13 protein-coding genes and 3 rRNA genes are annotated in these 16,624 nt (G+C 39.8%); 14 read left to right on the top strand and 2 right to left on the bottom strand.

The window, feature by feature from the left end:
• The first annotated feature begins 381 nt into the window (after nucleotides 1-381).
• The 5 genes from pheS to rrf all read left to right on the top strand — a co-directional run bounded on the left by pheS (nucleotide 382) and on the right by rrf (nucleotide 9,365).
• Nucleotides 382-1,446, top strand: a complete 1,065-nt coding sequence (pheS, locus tag CES88_RS03835; protein WP_290731181.1) for a phenylalanine--tRNA ligase subunit alpha — start codon at nucleotides 382-384, stop codon at nucleotides 1,444-1,446.
• Between the two features lie 15 nt (nucleotides 1,447-1,461).
• Complete coding sequence (gene pheT / locus CES88_RS03830) at nucleotides 1,462-3,885, top strand: phenylalanine--tRNA ligase subunit beta (RefSeq protein WP_290731179.1); 2,424 nt, start codon at nucleotides 1,462-1,464, stop codon at nucleotides 3,883-3,885.
• A 495-nt stretch (nucleotides 3,886-4,380) separates the two neighbouring features.
• Nucleotides 4,381-5,937, top strand: a 16S ribosomal RNA gene (locus tag CES88_RS03825).
• Nucleotides 5,938-6,180: 243 nt separating this feature from the next.
• Nucleotides 6,181-9,110 (top strand): 23S ribosomal RNA (locus CES88_RS03820).
• Nucleotides 9,111-9,248: 138 nt separating this feature from the next.
• Nucleotides 9,249-9,365: ribosomal RNA gene (gene rrf, locus CES88_RS03815) — 5S ribosomal RNA — on the top strand.
• The 16S, 23S and 5S rRNA genes sit together here, the layout of an rRNA operon.
• Before the next feature lie 167 nt (nucleotides 9,366-9,532).
• Here rrf and CES88_RS03810 read toward each other — a convergent pair.
• Nucleotides 9,533-9,937, bottom strand: coding sequence for a VOC family protein (locus CES88_RS03810; RefSeq protein WP_290731176.1), 405 nt, complete (start codon nucleotides 9,935-9,937; stop codon nucleotides 9,533-9,535).
• A 120-nt stretch (nucleotides 9,938-10,057) separates the two neighbouring features.
• Here CES88_RS03810 and rimM point away from each other — a divergent pair, with 120 nt between their 5' ends.
• From rimM to CES88_RS03775, 7 genes are all read left to right on the top strand, one after another.
• Entirely contained in the window at nucleotides 10,058-10,600 is a 543-nt protein-coding gene (gene rimM, locus CES88_RS03805; protein WP_290731173.1) for a ribosome maturation factor RimM, read from the top strand.
• Nucleotides 10,600-11,349: a tRNA (guanosine(37)-N1)-methyltransferase TrmD gene (trmD, locus tag CES88_RS03800; RefSeq protein ID WP_290731170.1), complete on the top strand. Its 750-nt coding sequence runs from the start codon at nucleotides 10,600-10,602 to the stop codon at nucleotides 11,347-11,349. Before rimM ends, trmD begins: the two co-directional genes overlap by 1 nt.
• Entirely contained in the window at nucleotides 11,349-11,912 is a 564-nt protein-coding gene (locus CES88_RS03795; protein WP_290731167.1) for an RNA methyltransferase, read from the top strand. Before trmD ends, CES88_RS03795 begins: the two co-directional genes overlap by 1 nt.
• A gap of 210 nt (nucleotides 11,913-12,122) precedes the next feature.
• Nucleotides 12,123-12,485, top strand: a complete 363-nt coding sequence (rplS, locus tag CES88_RS03790; protein WP_290731164.1) for a 50S ribosomal protein L19 — start codon at nucleotides 12,123-12,125, stop codon at nucleotides 12,483-12,485.
• Between the two features lie 63 nt (nucleotides 12,486-12,548).
• A complete protein-coding gene (locus tag CES88_RS03785) occupies nucleotides 12,549-13,226 on the top strand; it encodes a ribonuclease HII (protein WP_290731161.1) in 678 nt (225 codons plus the stop codon).
• Nucleotides 13,207-13,503: a hypothetical protein gene (locus CES88_RS03780; protein WP_290731158.1), complete on the top strand. Its 297-nt coding sequence runs from the start codon at nucleotides 13,207-13,209 to the stop codon at nucleotides 13,501-13,503. Before CES88_RS03785 ends, CES88_RS03780 begins: the two co-directional genes overlap by 20 nt.
• 32 nt (nucleotides 13,504-13,535) lie before the next feature.
• Nucleotides 13,536-14,066 carry a hypothetical protein gene (locus CES88_RS03775; RefSeq protein WP_290731156.1) on the top strand — a complete coding sequence of 177 codons (531 nt, stop codon included), beginning with the start codon at nucleotides 13,536-13,538 and terminating at the stop codon, nucleotides 14,064-14,066.
• Here the strand turns inward: CES88_RS03775 and CES88_RS03770 are convergent.
• The gene (locus CES88_RS03770) at nucleotides 14,057-14,443 is read right to left on the bottom strand and encodes an STAS domain-containing protein (protein WP_290731153.1); all 387 of its coding nucleotides are present in this window, start codon (nucleotides 14,441-14,443) and stop codon (nucleotides 14,057-14,059) included. The genes CES88_RS03775 and CES88_RS03770 overlap by 10 nt on opposite strands.
• Nucleotides 14,444-14,552: 109 nt before the next feature.
• On the opposite strand from CES88_RS03770, the gene rsmI reads away from it, so the two are divergent.
• On the top strand, nucleotides 14,553-15,371 hold the full coding sequence (gene rsmI / locus CES88_RS03765) for a 16S rRNA (cytidine(1402)-2'-O)-methyltransferase (RefSeq protein WP_290731151.1): 819 nt from the start codon (nucleotides 14,553-14,555) through the stop codon (nucleotides 15,369-15,371).
• Between the two features lie 70 nt (nucleotides 15,372-15,441).
• Entirely contained in the window at nucleotides 15,442-16,605 is a 1,164-nt protein-coding gene (locus tag CES88_RS03760; RefSeq protein WP_290731148.1) for an HD domain-containing phosphohydrolase, read from the top strand.
• Nucleotides 16,606-16,624: the final 19 nt, after the last annotated feature.

Below are 16,624 nucleotides of genomic sequence, written 5' to 3'. Positions count from 1 at the left end.
TGCTGTTGTGTGTTATATTTATTCCATAGCTCTTGATCTGATGATCAATCTATTCTGTGCTTTTAAGGAGGCGTCTCAGAGTTAGACTTTAAGACTTTGATTTCTAAAATTCACACATTCTTGGCCACGGAAATTGTTCCAGACTTTTTCTTTGTTCTCTTTCTTTTGGACAATTACTAGTCATTACTTTTTTGGCCATTAAAAAATTAGGCTTTCATGCCTTCTAAAACCGTTAGTCTTGCGGGGGATTTGCCCCCGCACAATTTTCTTCTCATTTATCTCCTTTTACCCGCTTCGTCTTGATCATTTTCTATTCCTATGACAAAATGCGACGTTTAGAATAAACGTTCTAGCAAGCTAGAATTCAAGGGATATAATAATATGATCAAAAAACTTGATGAACTCTTCTCTCAATTTGAGGGAAAGATCGAAGGTCTTGCCAATCAGGCAGATATTTTAAATTTAAAGTCGGAGTATCTTGGAAAGAAAGGACTTATTTCAGAAGTTCTAAAATCTCTAAAAGATGCGACTCCAGACGAGAGGAAAGCGATTGGACCTAAGGCCAATGATATTAAGAATGATATTACCAAAATGGTCGCCGATAAGTTAACTGCAATTGAAGCACAAGAGATCAACGAAAAGCTAGCTTCAAGTCGAATTGATATCACTCTCACAGATGATGTGAAGATTGGTAGCTCTCTCGGAGGTGGCTTTCATCCAAGAACATTAATTCAAAGAGAGATTGAAGATATTTTTCTTTCTATGGGATTTGATATTTTAGATGGGCCACATATTGAAGATGAGTTTCACAACTTTGAAGCACTAAATATTCCAGGTGATCACCCAGCAAGAGATATGCAAGACACTTTCTGGTTTCACGACCCAAATGTTGAAAGTGATGAGAAGAAGCATCTCTTGAGAACTCACACTTCAACAGTTCAAGTTCATGGTATGCAGTCGAGAAAGCCACCATTTAAATTTATTGCTCCCGGAACTGTTTTTAGATGTGAAAGAACAGATGCTTCTCACGAAATGGTCTTCAATCAACTTGAAGGAATGATGGTTGGAGAAGATATTTCAGTAGGTCACTTAATTTACTTCATGAAAACGATTCTGAAAGAAATTTTTAAGAAAGAAGTCGAAGTTAGACTTCGTCCTGGTTTCTTCCCATTTGTTGAACCTGGTTTTGAACTAGATATTAAATGTCTTATTTGTTCAGGTAAGGGCTGCTCTGTTTGTAAGCAGGTCGGTTGGGTAGAGCTATTACCTTGTGGAATGGTTCACCCTAACGTTTTAAAGTCTGGAGGAATTGATCCTGAAAAATATAATGGATTTGCTTTTGGTCTAGGACTTGATCGTCTTGTTATGATGAAGTACGGCATCGATGACATTAGACACCTGCAAAGTGGCGACCTTAGATTTAACACTCAATTTAAAACGTTTTAGTAGAAGGAATTATATATGTTAATTAGTACAGAATGGATTAAAGACTTTGTTTCTATTCCAGATATTTCACCAAAAGATCTTGGTGTTAAATTTACTCTCGGGACGGCCGAAGTTGAAGAGGTTATCGTTGTTGGTGATCACCTAGAGAAAATACGTGTGGCCGAAATTGTTTCGATTGAAAGTCACCCTGAAGCAGATAAATTAAACCTTGTAACATTTAATTACGGGGATAAAGAAAATAAGAGAGTTGTTTGTGGAGCTGCCAATGTGAGAGTTGGATTAAGAACTGCTTACGCACCTCTTGGAGTCTCTTTGCCAAATGGTCTCGTCTTAGAGCCTAAGAAAATTAGAGGCGTGCTCTCAGAAGGAATGCTCTGTTCTGAAGAAGAGCTTGGTTTCGCTGAAGAGTCTGCTGGAATCTTAGAATTACCTGCAGACGCTCCTATCGGTCAAAATATGATCGACTACTATAACGAAACAAAAGATATTCTTTTAGACGTAGATAATAAATCTCTTACACATAGACCTGATCTTTGGGGACATTATGGACTTGCTCGTGAGTTCGGAGCAATTTTTGAACAAGAGTTAAAAGTTCCTTACGATGATAAGTGGGCCAGTAATCTAAAAGCAAAATTTACAACAGATAATTCACCTATAGTTCCAAAACTTGAAGGAGAGAGTGCTTGCAAGGCCTACTTTGGTTTATCGATTGATAATGTAAAAGTTGAAGAAGCTCCTCTTTGGATGAAGAAGAGATTGCTGGCAGTGGGACTTAGACCGATAAATAATATCGTTGATATCTCTAACTACGTTATGCTCGAACTTGGAATGCCTCTTCATATTTTTGATAGAGAATTAATCAAGGATGAGAAGATCATTATTAAATCTCTCGGAACTGAAACTGAGTTCATTACTCTCGATGAAGAGAAGAGAGATCTTATCGCAAGTGATACTGTGATCTGCGATAGTGAAAAGCCTCTTGTCATTGGTGGCCTCATGGGAGGTTTAAACAGTGGTGTAACAGAGACTACGAAGAAGGTCTTTATCGAAGTTGCCAATTGGCAGGCGGCAATGGTTCGTAGCACTTCGACGAGACTAGGACTAAGAACAGATTCTTCTCAGAGGTACGAGAAAACTCTAGACTCTAAACTTTGCGAGAGAACAATGCTTAGAACTTTAGAGCTCATTCTCGAACTTTGCCCTGAGGCAAAAGTCGTAGGGAAGATGGAGTATGACGGAGAAGATTTAGATTCAATTCCAACTCTTAAAATCAATACTTCAATTAAGAAAATAAATACTGTTCTTGGGCTTCCTGTTAGTGAAGAGAAAATACTTTCAATTTTCTCTGCTCTTGATTTTGGAATTGAAAGAAATGGAGATGATTTAGAAATAGCTATCCCTAGTTATAGATCTACTAAAGACATTGATTGCGAGGCAGATCTCGTAGAGGAGATAGGACGTATCATAGGATATGATAATATTACTCCGAGCTCTCCTAAGCTTACTATAGAGCCTGTGAGACTTACTCCTGCTCAGGAGCTACACAGGAGGATTAGAGACTTCATGGTGTATAATGCAAATTCATTTGAAGTGAATTCATATCCACTTGTTGGTGAGAAGCTTTTAGAAAAATGTTCATGGCCTACTCGTTCTGGTTTAGATCTTTTAAATTCTATTTCAAAAGATCATTCTATTATGCGCGATTCAATTATTCCAAACGCTCTTGCTATCACAGCTACGAATGTTAAAAACTTTAATAAGTTTTCTTTCTTTGAACTTGGAAGAACTTATCATAAGGGACAAAAGAGTTTTGCGCAGGAAAAGAGTGAGTTAATCATTGCTATGTACTCCAAGGAAGAAACTCCTTTTATGGATCTTGTAAATGATACGACTAAACTTTTAAGTGCAACGAATATTCCTTATGACTTAAGTGAAAAACATCCTAAGTTTAAGAATGAAGTTGTTAGTGAAGATTGGGTGGGAGTACATCCATTTGAGTTTTATAACATTCGTATTATGGGAAAAATGAAAGGTGTAATTACTAGTATTCACCCTCTTATTCTTAAGCAATATAAGATTAAAGGACATTTAAGTATCGCTGTAGTTGATTTAACTCAAGTAGAAGCACGTCCTCTTAAGGACAAAGTTAAGTATAGTCCTTTAGCTAAGTTTCCTGGCTCTACTTTTGACTGCACAGTAGTTGCAAATGAGCATACTAATGTAGGAGAAGTTCTAAATTCTCTTCAAAAGTTAAAAATTAAAGAACTTCAAAGCACAAAAATCGTAGATATCTTCAGTTTAGAGTCTGGAAATAAGGCCATAACCCTTAGATCTGTCTTTATGGACCCTGAAAAAACCCTAGATGGTGAATTTATTACACAATCTTCGAAGAAAATTGTGGATGAGCTAGAAAAAGCCGGTTTTCCGCTAAAGTCTTAAAATTACGTTGAATGAGGGTCGCTTTTGCGGCCCTTTTTAATGTCCGCCTAATATCGTCCATTAATCTTACTTAAAAACACCTAACTTCCTGAAATACTTTTTATTTTGCTGAAAAAAAAAGTGATAATAATTAAAAAAAGGTATTGACCTTTTTGTAGCACATGCGTAGTATCCGTCCTGTTCCCAAAACGAAACAACTGACAAGCAAAGCGAACGTCGCTTTACTAGGTTCTTTTGACCGTTTTTTGGAAGCTCTTTAAAATTCGAATAATAGTTAAAGATATGAAGCTTCGGCTGAATATCAAGATGAGAAGATCCCAAAAATAGTATAAGTGCTAATTAAAGTCTTGGCGTAACTAAATCTTGGATGCTGTAAACAGTTGAAGTTAGTAACGTAGAATTCCAAAAGCCAAGAGCCAAATTTATTTGGAAGATTTAGAGCACTGTATATCAATTTTTAATTTTTAAATTTTAATGAAGACAACAGTTCATATTTGCTTGGAGAGTTTGATCCTGGCTCAGAACGAACGCTGTCGGCATGCCTAACACATGCAAGTCGTACGAGAAAGCTTCTTCGGAAGTGATTAGAGTGGCGCACGGGTGAGTAACACGTAGGTGATCTACCATTTGGCGGGGGATAACCAGAAGAAATTCTGGCTAATACCGCATACGTACTGCAATTTTGAAAGTAGCAGTAGAAAGAGTGCCTCTCCTTGGAAGCACTTACCAAATGATGAGCCTGCGTAGCATTAGTTTGATGGTGAGGTAATGGCTTACCATGACTACGATGCTTAGCTGGTCTGAGAGGATGATCAGTCACACTGGAACTGAGACACGGTCCAGACTCCTACGGGAGGCAGCAGTGGGGAATATTGCGCAATGGGGGAAACCCTGACGCAGCAATGCCGAGTGAGTGAGGAAGGCCTTCGGGTTGTAAAGCTCTGTCAGAAGGGAATAATGGTATAGGGTCCAATAGGCCTTATATTTGAAGGTACCTTCAAAGGAAGCACCGGCTAACTTCGTGCCAGCAGCCGCGGTAATACGAAGGGTGCAAGCGTTGTTCGGATTTATTGGGCGTAAAGCGCGCGCAGGCGGATTGTTAAGTCAGATGTGAAATCTCGGGGCTCAACCCCGAAACTGCGTCTGAAACTGATAATCTAGAATCTCGGAGAGGGAAGGGGAATTTCGCATGTAGGGGTAAAATCCGTAGAGATGCGAAGGAACACCAGAGGCGAAGGCGCCTTCCTGGACGAGTATTGACGCTGAGGCGCGAAAGCGTGGGTAGCAAACAGGATTAGATACCCTGGTAGTCCACGCCGTAAACGATGTGCACTAGATATTGGAGGTTTGACCCCTTCAGTGTCGTAGCTAACGCATTAAGTGCACCGCCTGGGGAGTACGGTCGCAAGACTAAAACTCAAAGGAATTGACGGGGGCCCGCACAAGCGGTGGATTATGTGGTTTAATTCGAAGCAACGCGCAGAACCTTACCTAGGCTTGAAATCCTGAGAATCTGATGGAAACATCGGAGTGCTCTTCGGAGAATTCAGTGACAGGCGCTGCATGGCTGTCGTCAGCTCGTGTCGTGAGATGTTGGGTTAAGTCTCGCAACGAGCGCAACCCCTATCCTTAGTTGCCAGCATTAAGTTGGGCACTCTAGGGAGACTGCCCGGGCTAACCGGGAGGAAGGTGGGGATGACGTCAAGTCCTCATGGCCCTTATGTCTAGGGCTACACACGTAATACAATGGTGCATACAAAGGGACGCGACCTGGCAACAGTGAGCAAATCTCAAAAAGTGCATCTCAGTCCGGATTGGAGTCTGCAACTCGACTCCATGAAGTTGGAATCGCTAGTAATCGGAGATCAGCACGCTCCGGTGAATACGTTCCCGGGCCTTGTACACACCGCCCGTCACACCACGGGAGTTGGTCTTACCTGAAGTCGTGGCCCTAACTGCTTGCAGAGGGGAGCGCCTACGGTCGGACCGATGACTGGGGTGAAGTCGTAACAAGGTAGCCGTAGGGGAACCTGCGGCTGGATCACCTCCTTTTAAAGGAATTGAACAGCTTGCTGTTCTATGACCGGTCAAGGAGCACTTATGCTTTTGGGATCTTTTTTCATCTTTCAACTCTTATAGTTGTTATTTTTCAAAGTACTTTAACGAGTATTTTAAAAAATAACAGCATAGATCTTTAACATTCTCATAACAGAATCAGATAGAAGACGAGAACCTAAAATAAAAATAAAATTCAAACCAAGAAAATTTAAAAACTTGTGTAAAAACTTTAGATAGATAAAAGCTACTAAGGGCATATGGTGGATATCTTGGCAGCAAGAGGCGATGAAGGACGTTTACTAGGTAACGATATGCTAAGACGAGTGATCAAGTACGCTTTGACTCTTAGATTTCCGAATGGGGTAACCCCGCTAGCAGAAATGCTAGTGACTACATGGTGAGTAAAGTAGCCATGATAGAGTGAACGCAGGGAACTGAAACATCTAAGTACCTGCAGGAGAATAAATCAATTGAGATTCTGCTAGTAGCGGCGAGCGAACGCAGACCAGCCCAAACCGGCCAGTTTACTGCCCGGGGTTGTAGGACCTCATTTAGGATTCATGAAGGCTAGGGGAACGTGTTGGGAAGCACGACCAAAGAGAGTGAAAGTCTCGTACCCGAAAGTTTGATTGACCGAGAGGTATCCTGAGTAGGACGGAACACGAGAAATTCTGTCTGAATCTGGGAGGACCACCTTCCAAGGCTAAATACTCCTTGCTGACCGATAGTGAACTAGTACCGTGAGGGAAAGATGAAAAGAACCCCGATAAGGGGAGTGAAATAGAACTTGAAACCATATGCTTACAATCGGTGAAAGGGCTATTGTAAAGCCTGATCACGTACCTTTTGCATTATGAGCCGCCGAGTTACGGTGTGTAGCAAGGTTAAGCCGTCGCAGGTGTAGCCGTAGGGAAACCGAGTCTGAATAGGGCGATTAGTTGCATGTCGTAGACCCGAAACGGGATGAGCTTGCCATGAGCAGGTTGAAGCGGAGGTAATACTTCGTGGAGGACCGAACCCATATAGGTTGAAAACTGTTGGGATGACTTGTGGTAAGGGGTGAAAGGCCAATCAAATTCCGTGATAGCTGGTTCTCTCCGAAATGCATTTAGGTGCAGCGTTTGATGATTACTGACGGGGGTACAGCACTGAATTGGCTAGGGGGTTTACCGACTTACCAAACCATATCAAACTCAGAATACCGTTAAGTACAGTCAAGCAGTGAGACTATGGATGCTAAGGTCCATGGTCGAAAGGGAAAGAGCCCAGATCGACAGTTAAGGTCCCTAAATCGTATCTAAGTGGGAAAGGTTGTGGAACTACTCTGACATCCAGGAGGTTGGCTTAGAAGCAGCCATCCTTTAAAGAAAGCGTAATAGCTCACTGGACTAGTGGTTCTGCGCCGAAAATGTAACGGGGCTAAAGATACGTACCGAAACTTCGAAATTACTTCGGTAATTGGTAGGAGAGCATTGTGTTTACTGATGAAGACGTACCGGCAAGGAGCGTTGGAGGCATCACAAGAGCTGATGGCGGCATGAGTAGCGATAAGAAATGTGAGAATCATTTCCGCCGAAAATCTAAGGGTTCCTGGACCAGGTGACTCCGTCCAGGGTTAGTCGGATCCTAAGGTGAGGCCGAAAGGCGTAATCGATGGACAACGGGTTAATATTCCCGTACTTGGTATTTGTCGCTTGACATGAAGGAGTGACGGAGAAAGGTAGCAAAGCCAACTGTTGGATGTTGGTTTAAGAGCGTAGGAGGAGATCTTAGGTAAATCCGGGATCTTGTTAACTCTGAGACTTGATGACGAGGGCCTAGCCCGAAGTTTGTGATCCTATGCTTCCTAGAAAAGCTTCGCATGGAGATAGATATCAATCCGTACCGTAAACCGACACAGGTAGATGAGAAGAGAATTCTCAGGCGCTTGGGAGAACTCTAGTTAAGGAACTCTGCAAATTGGTGCCGTAACTTCGGGAGAAGGCACGCCTTGCTTGGTGACATCACTTGCTGGTGAAGCTGAACGAGGTCGCAGTGAAGAGGGGGTAGCGACTGTTTATCAAAAACATAGGTCTATGCAAACTCGTAAGAGGATGTATATGGACTGACGCCTGCCCGGTGCTGGAAGGTTAAGAGGAGAGGTTAGCTTTCGGGCGAAGCTTCGAATTGAAGCCCCAGTAAACGGCGGCCGTAACTATAACGGTCCTAAGGTAGCGAAATTCCTAGTCGGGTAAGTTCCGACCTGCACGAATGGCGTAACGACTTCCCCACTGTCTCAACTAGAGGCCCAGCGAAATTGGAGTGCGCGTGAAGATACGCGCAACCCGCGGAAGGACGAAAAGACCCCGTGAACCTTTACTGTAGCTTGACATTGGGTTTTGATTAACATTGCGTAGGATAGGTGGGAGTTTTTGATCCCTGCATTCCGGTGTAGGAGTAGACATCCTTGAAATACCACCCTTTGTTAATTGAAATCCTAACCTACGATCCTGATCGGGTCGGGGGACAATGTCTGGTGGGCAGTTTGACTGGGGCGGTCGCCTCCTAAAGAGTAACGGAGGCGCACAAAGGTTCGCTCAAGCCGAATGGAAACCGGCTGTAGAGTGTAAACGCATAAGCGAGCTTGACTGCAACACATACATGTGGAGCAGGGTCGAAAGACGGTGTTAGTGATCCGGTGGTTCCGAGTGGAAGGGCCATCGCTCAACGGATAAAAGGTACTCCGGGGATAACAGGCTGATCTCCCCCAAGAGTTCACATCGACGGGGAGGTTTGGCACCTCGATGTCGGCTCATCGCATCCTGGGGCTGGAGCAGGTCCCAAGGGTTAGACTGTTCGTCTATTAAAGCGGTACGCGAGCTGGGTTCAGAACGTCGTGAGACAGTTCGGTCTCTATCCTCCGTGGGCGTAAGAAATTTGAGAAAATCTGACCTTAGTACGAGAGGACCGGGTTGGACGAACCTATGGTGTACCGGTTATGTCGCCAGATGTACCGCCGGGTAGCTAAGTTCGGAAAGGATAACCGCTGAAAGCATCTAAGTGGGAAGCCCATTTCAAGATAAGATTTCTATTAGACAGCTTGTAGACCACGAGCTTGATAGGTTGGGGGTGTAAGTGCAGTAATGCATTGAGCTGACCAATACTAATTTGTCGTTTTGCTTTTATCTATTTTATTTTAGGTTCACTTCTATTTGGTTTTGTTTTGAGAATGCCAAAGATGATTGATAAAATTTTCGTGGTGGAGTTGACTCTGTTTGCCACGAGTAGTATTAAAGAGTCCATATCTAAATTGTTAAAATCAGTTTGGGTGTGTCGATAGCGACGAGGAAATACCTGATCCCATCCCGAACTCAGAAGTCAAGCTCGTCAGCGGCGAAAGTAGTGCCAGGGGGACTTGGTGTGAGGCTAGCACGATGCACCCATTATTTAAAAAGCTCATCTTCGGATGAGCTTTTTTTTTGTCTAAAGCATTTGCAGGAGCAAATGATTCTAAGTAATGCAGCGAGGGCAGGAGCCCGAGTCGTGTAAGTCTAAATTCTCTTCTTTCAATTTAAAATAAGAAATTAGTGGCTTGTTTTATAGTAATATCCTAGGAATCCATACATTTTAAACCTCCTGCAAAGTTCTTTGTTAGTTCAATTTCATGTCCTGAAGGGTCCTTTAAGTAGATAGAGGAAGAGCTCTTCCATGGAATTTCTCCTCCGTAGAGAATTCCAATATTCTGTTCTTCAAGAATGCTTTCTATTTCCGAATAATTATCAATATTAAGGCCAAAGTGTGCAATTGGAGCAGTGTTGAAACTAATTTCATCTACTTCATATAAGCAGAGGGCCACTTTATTTGGTATCCCAATTACTTTAAATGGATTGCCACTTTTGGCACTTTTTCCATCTTCTAGGAGAGTCATTCCAAATAGCTCTTTGTAAAACTCTTCGCTCTCTTTAAAATTTAGAACATTCATATTTATATGATCAATTGCTTTTATTTTTAACATTTCTATTTCCTTGTTAATGTTGAACACATTATGAACTAAGAAGAGTTAAAAGAAGAATAGATTGTATCTATATGGCCATAGAGATTGACCCCCTGACCAATCTATTCTAAAAAGGCAATTATGAAAAATGAACAATTAGTAGAAATGGGATTCTGTGCAAAACCACACGGTATTAAAGGTGGTTTTACTTTTAATCTTAGTAATCTAGAAGATAGTGTTTTAAAAAAGAAAACTAAGGTAATTCTCTTTCCAAAAAATGGTAATAGCTCTCTAAGTGAAAAGGGAGAGACTTATACGATTCAGTCCATTGCATTTGGCAATAAGGTTATCGTTTACCTAGAAGAGGTTACGGATAGAAATAAAGTAGAAGAAATTATTCCTTTTGAAGTTTATGTAGAAAGAAATTTATTTCCAGATCCTGAAGATGATGAGTTCTATATTTCAGACCTAGTGGGTCTTGAAGTGAGGGTAAATGGACTAGATGAAGTTTATGGAAAAATTTCTAGCTTCTATGATAACTCCGCTCAGATCGTTCTAGTCGTAAAAGGGGCTGGAAATCAAGTACAAGAGCTTCCATTTATTGAAGAGTTCTTTCCTGAAGTAAATATTGAAGAAGGTTATCTTACTATGATTTTACCTAGCTTTATTGAAGGCGAGAAATAATGGCGAAGAAGATTTGGATCATCTCAATGTTTCCAGATTTCTTTAAACCACTTACTGAAGTAGGAGTTGTTGGACAAGTCTTTCAAGGAATGAGGGGGGAAAAGTTTGAAATGAACACTCTCTATCTTCCCGAATTTTCTGAAAAAGGCTTTAAAGGCGTAGATAGTGCTCCTTATGGTGGAGGACCAGGCGTCGTCATGCGAGCAGATATTCTAAAGCGAGCATTAGATGAAGGGATTATTAAGTCTGGAAATTATAATCCAGAAAATATTAAGAATGAATTAGCAGTTATTTTTACGGCGCCTAGGGGAGAAGTTTGGAATAACTCTACTTGTAAGAAGTTCGCAAAGAATTATTTTAATTCAGATTCCACCAAAGACCTCGTTTTTATCTGTGGCCGATATGAAGGAATCGATGAGAGATTTATTGAAAAATACGTAGATGAAGTTTACTGTATTGGCGACTATGTCCTCTCTGGTGGAGAGATTGCCGTTATGGCCATTATAGATTCTGCGATGAGATTTAGTGAAGGTGTCCTTGGGAACGGGGAAAGTGCTGTGGAAGATAGTTTTGAAGTAAATCTCTTAGAGCACCCGCAATATACTAGACCTGCTGAATTTGAAGGAATGAAAGTTCCAGAAATTCTCACGAGTGGGGATCATAAGAAAATTGATATTTGGAAAAAAGAAAAACAAGTTGAAATGACAAAGAAGTGGAGACTTGATTTATTAGAAAAGGATAGAAAATAGTGCAGAATTTATACTTGGCCCTGGTTCATCACCCTATTAAAAATAAGAGAGGGGATACAGTTACAACTTCGGTAACAAATTTAGATATTCACGATATCGCTAGAAGTTGTAAGACATTTGGTGTTTCAAAATACTTTATTGTTACTCCCCTTAAAGCTCAGCATGAACTCGTAAGTAAAATTTTGGGACACTGGGAAGAAGATAAAAATGGTGCTTATAATCCTGATAGACAGAATGCTCTTTCTATAGCAAAGCTTGTGGATTCTGTGGAAGATGCTCTGGCCGCAATTGAAGAGAAAGAAGGAAGAAAACCTCTCTTAGCAGTTACTGGGGCAAATTTTGAAAGCTTTCATGGAACAACTAGTGATTTAAAGAATAAAATGTCAGATTCTGAAAGACCTTGTTTATTACTTTTTGGAACTGGCTGGGGTTTACACGAGTCTATCCTAGAGAAGTCTGACTTTATGTTGGACCCTATACTTGGCGCAGATCAAGACGGATATAATCACTTATCAGTGAGAAGTGCTGTGGCCATTTACCTAGATAGATATATTCAGAAATAAGACATAAGTCATTGATTACTTAAAGTAAAAGTAGATTGACTAGCAAAGTTATTTCTGGTAATTTTGCAGCTTCGAACTGAATGCTATTTGTGTTTTTTGGGCCAATTGGTCTAATTAAAACGAGCCTATGAGTTTACAGAATAGAACTTGTCCAAGAATGACATATCGTCAGTCCTCTAGAAGGTTCAAAAAAGATTAGGGAGTTGACCCATGAATTTAGTTGATATTGTAGAACAAGATCACTTATCAAAAACAGTAGAAACATTTCCAGAATTTAGAACTGGTGACACACTTGCTGTACACGCAAGAATTAGAGAAGGTGAAAAATCTCGTATTCAGGTATTCCAAGGTGTTTGTATCGGAATTAAAAGTAAGAACGATCTTAATGGACATTTCAGAGTAAGAAAGATTTCTTCTGGTATGGGTGTTGAGAGAGTATTTCCATTTCATTCTCCAAATGTTGAAAAGATTGAAATCGTTCAACGTGGTAAATCTAGAAGAAGTAAGCTTTACTACCTTAGAGATAGATCTGGTAAATCTGCAAGAATTGCTATCGATTACGATAGAAAGTAATTCTTTCAAAAAAAGTTTAATGAAAGGCTCCTTAGGGAGCCTTTTTTTTTGTGAGCTGTATTGATGTTTGATTTAGAAAACTTAGGATCTAAAGAAGTTCTTGCTGGTTGCGATGAAGTTGGCAGAGGCCCACTTGCTGGTCCTGTCGTAGGCTGCTGTGTTGCAATTGAAAGGGAGTTTTTAAATAGAGAAAACCTAACATATCTTTTAAATCTTGGGGTTACTGATTCAAAGAAATTATCTACCAAGAAGAGAAAGAAAATCTTAGAAGTCTTAGGAATTCAAAATGTGAATGTGAATCAAAGAAATATCCACACAATTAACAAAAAATTTCCTATTACCTACAGCGTGCGTGAATTATCTAATACTTTAATTGATGATTTAAATATCCTTCGTGCATCTTTAAAAGCAATGGGAGATGCGTTTCTAGATTGTGATAACGATAAGAAAGTTTCTAAAATTCTCATTGATGGAAATAAAATGCTTGGTCTTGATCTTGAGCATGTGACCGAAGAATGTGTTGTGAAGGGAGATTCTAAGTCGGTAGTTATTGGACTTGCTTCTATTATCGCCAAAGAATATAGAGATGATTTGATGATAGCTTTCTCTAAGCAGTATCCAGGCTATGGTTTAGAGAATCATGCGGGTTATCCAACAAAGGCCCATCGTGAGGCCATTGTTAAGCTTGGTGTCACACCAATTCATAGGAAGAGTTTTAAAGGTGTTAAAGAATATTGCTAATAATTATGTTAAAGGTGAATCTTTTGAAAAAGAGGTGAGTGAGGGCTTTCACCGAGACTCTACTCCAGTTTTAATATCTTCAAAAATATTGCGACAATTTGGAATGGGCCAGGTGGATTTGGCGAGAATTAAGAGTGGAATTCTCGAGATTGCTGAAGTTAAGTACTCACAACGTTTAGGGGTGAGACAAGCTAAAAGACTCTTTGCGTCAGCAGATTATATAGGGAAGGTTCTAGGCCTTAGTGTTAAATTTAATTTTATTCATAAGGAAAATTGACAAGAGTTCTAAAGCACCGTTATTCTATATGTATGAAATTATTTAAAATTAAAACGACAATAATTATTCTAACAATGGCCCTAACTTTCGTTATTGGGACTGAGAAATCATATGCAATGGATGCTAGGGCAAAGGCCTTAGGTTCAATGGCCCTCTATGGAACAGTTGGTGGAGCCTTACTTGGAGCTGCTTCTTTAGCCTTTGGTACTAACGGTAGAGCGATAGCGCAAGGAGCTTCTCTTGGACTCTATGGTGGGATTATTTTTGGAAGTTACGTGGTCATTTCTCATTCAATGAGAAGTAATCGCTATAATTCTCCAGCAACTCCACCGGCCAATAATAATTACTATCCTGAAGATGGAAACACTCCCTATAATGAATCAGCTCCGGCAACTGGCACTGGTAGTGATGATGATTCTTGGAGTTTTTATAATAGAATGGATGTAATGAAAGAGCACAGTATGGACTTCGGTTTAGATATGCAGTCATTAGATAGACTCCAAAAAAAGAACGGGCCAGATAGACCCGTGTTCTTTATGAATTTAGTAAATTATCAGTTCTGAAAAGTTTTACGACGATTACCGTATCTTGTATTAAGAGTTTCTGTGTCGTCGTTTTCAAAGTCCATAATAAGGGCTTCCATAGCATCATATTCAAATAATTTAAAAACTTTTAGAAACTCTGTTTTAACATTTGAAAGTTTAATCTGACTTTTTTTCTCGTTAAGAGATTTTAAGGTTTCTACAAAGACACCAATTCCAGATGAACCAACAAAGTCTAATCCATTCATATCAAGAGTAACCGTTGATAAAGGGTTATCACTAATCAGAGATTGGAGTTCTTTTCTAAATGGTAGACTATTTTCAAAATCTAGACCACCTTCCATGTGAACAGTGATATTTCCAAGTGAATCTGTTCGTACTTGTGCTTTTAGACTCATATATGTGACTCCTCGTTGAATCTTCGTTAGAACTAATCTATTCTATCATTTCATATTTATTGAATTAAGCCGGAATTTATTTCACTGCGTTATTAAAAGGGGATTATCCTTGTCTACATTAAAGCTTGTTACTCTTCCCATAGGGAATTTGTCGGATATTACACCTAGGGCCTTAGAGACACTTAATAGCGAGAGGTTATTCTTGGCCGAAGATACGAGGAATTTGAGAAAGATCTTCGACCTCTTGGGTGTTGATGGTTCTCATAAGGATGTAGATTCTTTTCATGATCATTCAAAAGATAAGATTGACTACTATGTCTCCAAGTTAAAGAGCGGAAATAATTACGTTCTAGTCTCCGATGCTGGTAGTCCGGTAATTTCTGACCCGGCTTTTCCTTTGGTGAAGGCCTGTATAGATGCAGGTATAACAATTGAATCTTGTCCAGGTGTTAGTGCTGTTATTGCGGCCCTTGAGCTTAGTGGGTTACCGCCACAACCTTTTACTTTCTATGGTTTTACTCCAAGAGAGGATTCTAAAAAGAAAGAGACTTTCAAAAATCTTCTACAGTATAGCGGAACCTTTATCTATTTTGAGAGTCCTCATAGACTAACAAAGACACTGAAGGTTCTAGCTGATGTGCTACCTGAATCTAATATTGCAGTTGCTAGAGAGCTGACTAAGAAATTTGAAACAGTTTATAGATTTAAGGCAAAGGATTGGGAGAGTGTTGAAATTAAAAGTGTAGGGGAGATTGTTCTCTTAATAAACCACCAATCAAGTGAGAAGTCTGTGGAAGGAAAGAAGCTTGAGTCATTAGCTCTCGAATATTTAGAGAATAAGCAGAGTAAGAAGAATTTAGCTAAAATCTTGGCAGAAATTCTTGACGAAAATCCTAAAGTTATTTATCAGCAATTAAATCAAGAATAACTGGAAAGGATAAAGTTTTTTCTTAAGAAGTCGATAAATTCTATGTGTTTATGAATTTATTGGACTAGCTATGAAAGAGAATAAACAACAATTTTCTAATACTGAAATTGATGATGGGTTAGATGAGCTTGAAAAGTCTCATCGATTGAACCGATTTGAGTCAATGCTAAAATTTTCAAGGGTTATTTCTGGCTCTTTGTCTTTAAAAGATATTATTAAAAAAGCGCAAGGCCATACTCGAAAATTACTTGAGAGTGAGCATGTTTGTATTTATTTAAAAGATAAGAGTGCAGACTATCTTTCTATGACTGATCAAATGGGTGAAGAACACTCTATTGCTATTGATGAAAATTCCGTTGTAGGTAGTAGCGCTTATTTACAGGCCACTTTAAAGATTGATAAGGGTGTGAGCGATATTCGCTTTGCTAGAGAAGTCTTAGCAATCAAAAAGCTTCGTCCAAAGTCAATGCTGGTTATTCCTATGGTTTTAAATGGAGAGTTATTAGGGGTAATTCAAGCGACAAATTCTTTAAATAATAATTTCAATGAACAAGATATTCAATTTGGTGAAGCGGTAGCAACTCAGCTAACGCCTGTCATACAAAATGCTTATCTCTATGAAGAGCTTCATAAGCAGTTCATACAAGTTGTTGAAGCGCTAGCAGATACAATTACAAAGAAAGATTCTTATACTGGTGGACATACTAAGAGAGTTTCTCATTTTGCTATGAAGATTGGATCGAAGTTAAATCTCTCATGGGAAGAAATGAACGATCTAAGACTTGCCGCAGTTTTACATGATATTGGAAAAATTGGAATTGAAGATGCGATTTTAAAAAAGAAGGCGCCTCTCACTGACGATGAATTTGCTGTGATGAGAGAGCACCCACGACTTGGATATGAAATTTTAAAGAATGTTGATTCTCTAAGCCGGGTTGTAGATGGAATGAGATTTCATCATGAGAGACCTGATGGCACAGGATATCCTTATGGACTCAAAGGAGATGAGATTCCTATTATTGCAATGATTATCTCCGTGGCCGATACATTTGATGCCATGATTAGTACTAGGCCTTATAGGAAAGGTTTACCACCGATGGTTGCTTATGAAGAGATTCGTAAATATAGCGGAACTCAATTTAGCAGTAACGTAGTGGAAGCTTTTTCAGAGTGGTTTGAATCAACTAAAATGTATTCAGTAAATAGACTGGATTCTAAGAAGAAAGCAAGTTAAAATAATTTATATAATTTTT

Source organism: Halobacteriovorax sp. JY17 (assembly GCF_002753895.1).
Taxonomy (GTDB): Bacteria; Bdellovibrionota; Bacteriovoracia; order Bacteriovoracales; family Bacteriovoracaceae; genus Halobacteriovorax.
This window is presented reverse-complemented; position numbering and strand designations above follow the sequence as displayed.

Excerpts from the sequence above, each read along its gene's own strand:
- pheS (WP_290731181.1), top strand. The coding sequence starts at position 382 with ATGATCAAAAAACTTGATGAACTCTTCTCTCAATTTGAGGGAAAGATC.
- pheT (WP_290731179.1), top strand. The coding sequence starts at position 1,462 with ATGTTAATTAGTACAGAATGGATTAAAGACTTTGTTTCTATTCCAGAT.
- CES88_RS03810 (WP_290731176.1), bottom strand. The coding sequence starts at position 9,937 with ATGTTAAAAATAAAAGCAATTGATCATATAAATATGAATGTTCTAAAT.
- rimM (WP_290731173.1), top strand. The coding sequence starts at position 10,058 with ATGAAAAATGAACAATTAGTAGAAATGGGATTCTGTGCAAAACCACAC.
- trmD (WP_290731170.1), top strand. The coding sequence starts at position 10,600 with ATGGCGAAGAAGATTTGGATCATCTCAATGTTTCCAGATTTCTTTAAA.
- rplS (WP_290731164.1), top strand. The coding sequence starts at position 12,123 with ATGAATTTAGTTGATATTGTAGAACAAGATCACTTATCAAAAACAGTA.
- CES88_RS03785 (WP_290731161.1), top strand. The coding sequence starts at position 12,549 with ATGTTTGATTTAGAAAACTTAGGATCTAAAGAAGTTCTTGCTGGTTGC.
- CES88_RS03775 (WP_290731156.1), top strand. The coding sequence starts at position 13,536 with ATGAAATTATTTAAAATTAAAACGACAATAATTATTCTAACAATGGCC.
- CES88_RS03770 (WP_290731153.1), bottom strand. The coding sequence starts at position 14,443 with ATGAGTCTAAAAGCACAAGTACGAACAGATTCACTTGGAAATATCACT.
- CES88_RS03760 (WP_290731148.1), top strand. The coding sequence starts at position 15,442 with ATGAAAGAGAATAAACAACAATTTTCTAATACTGAAATTGATGATGGG.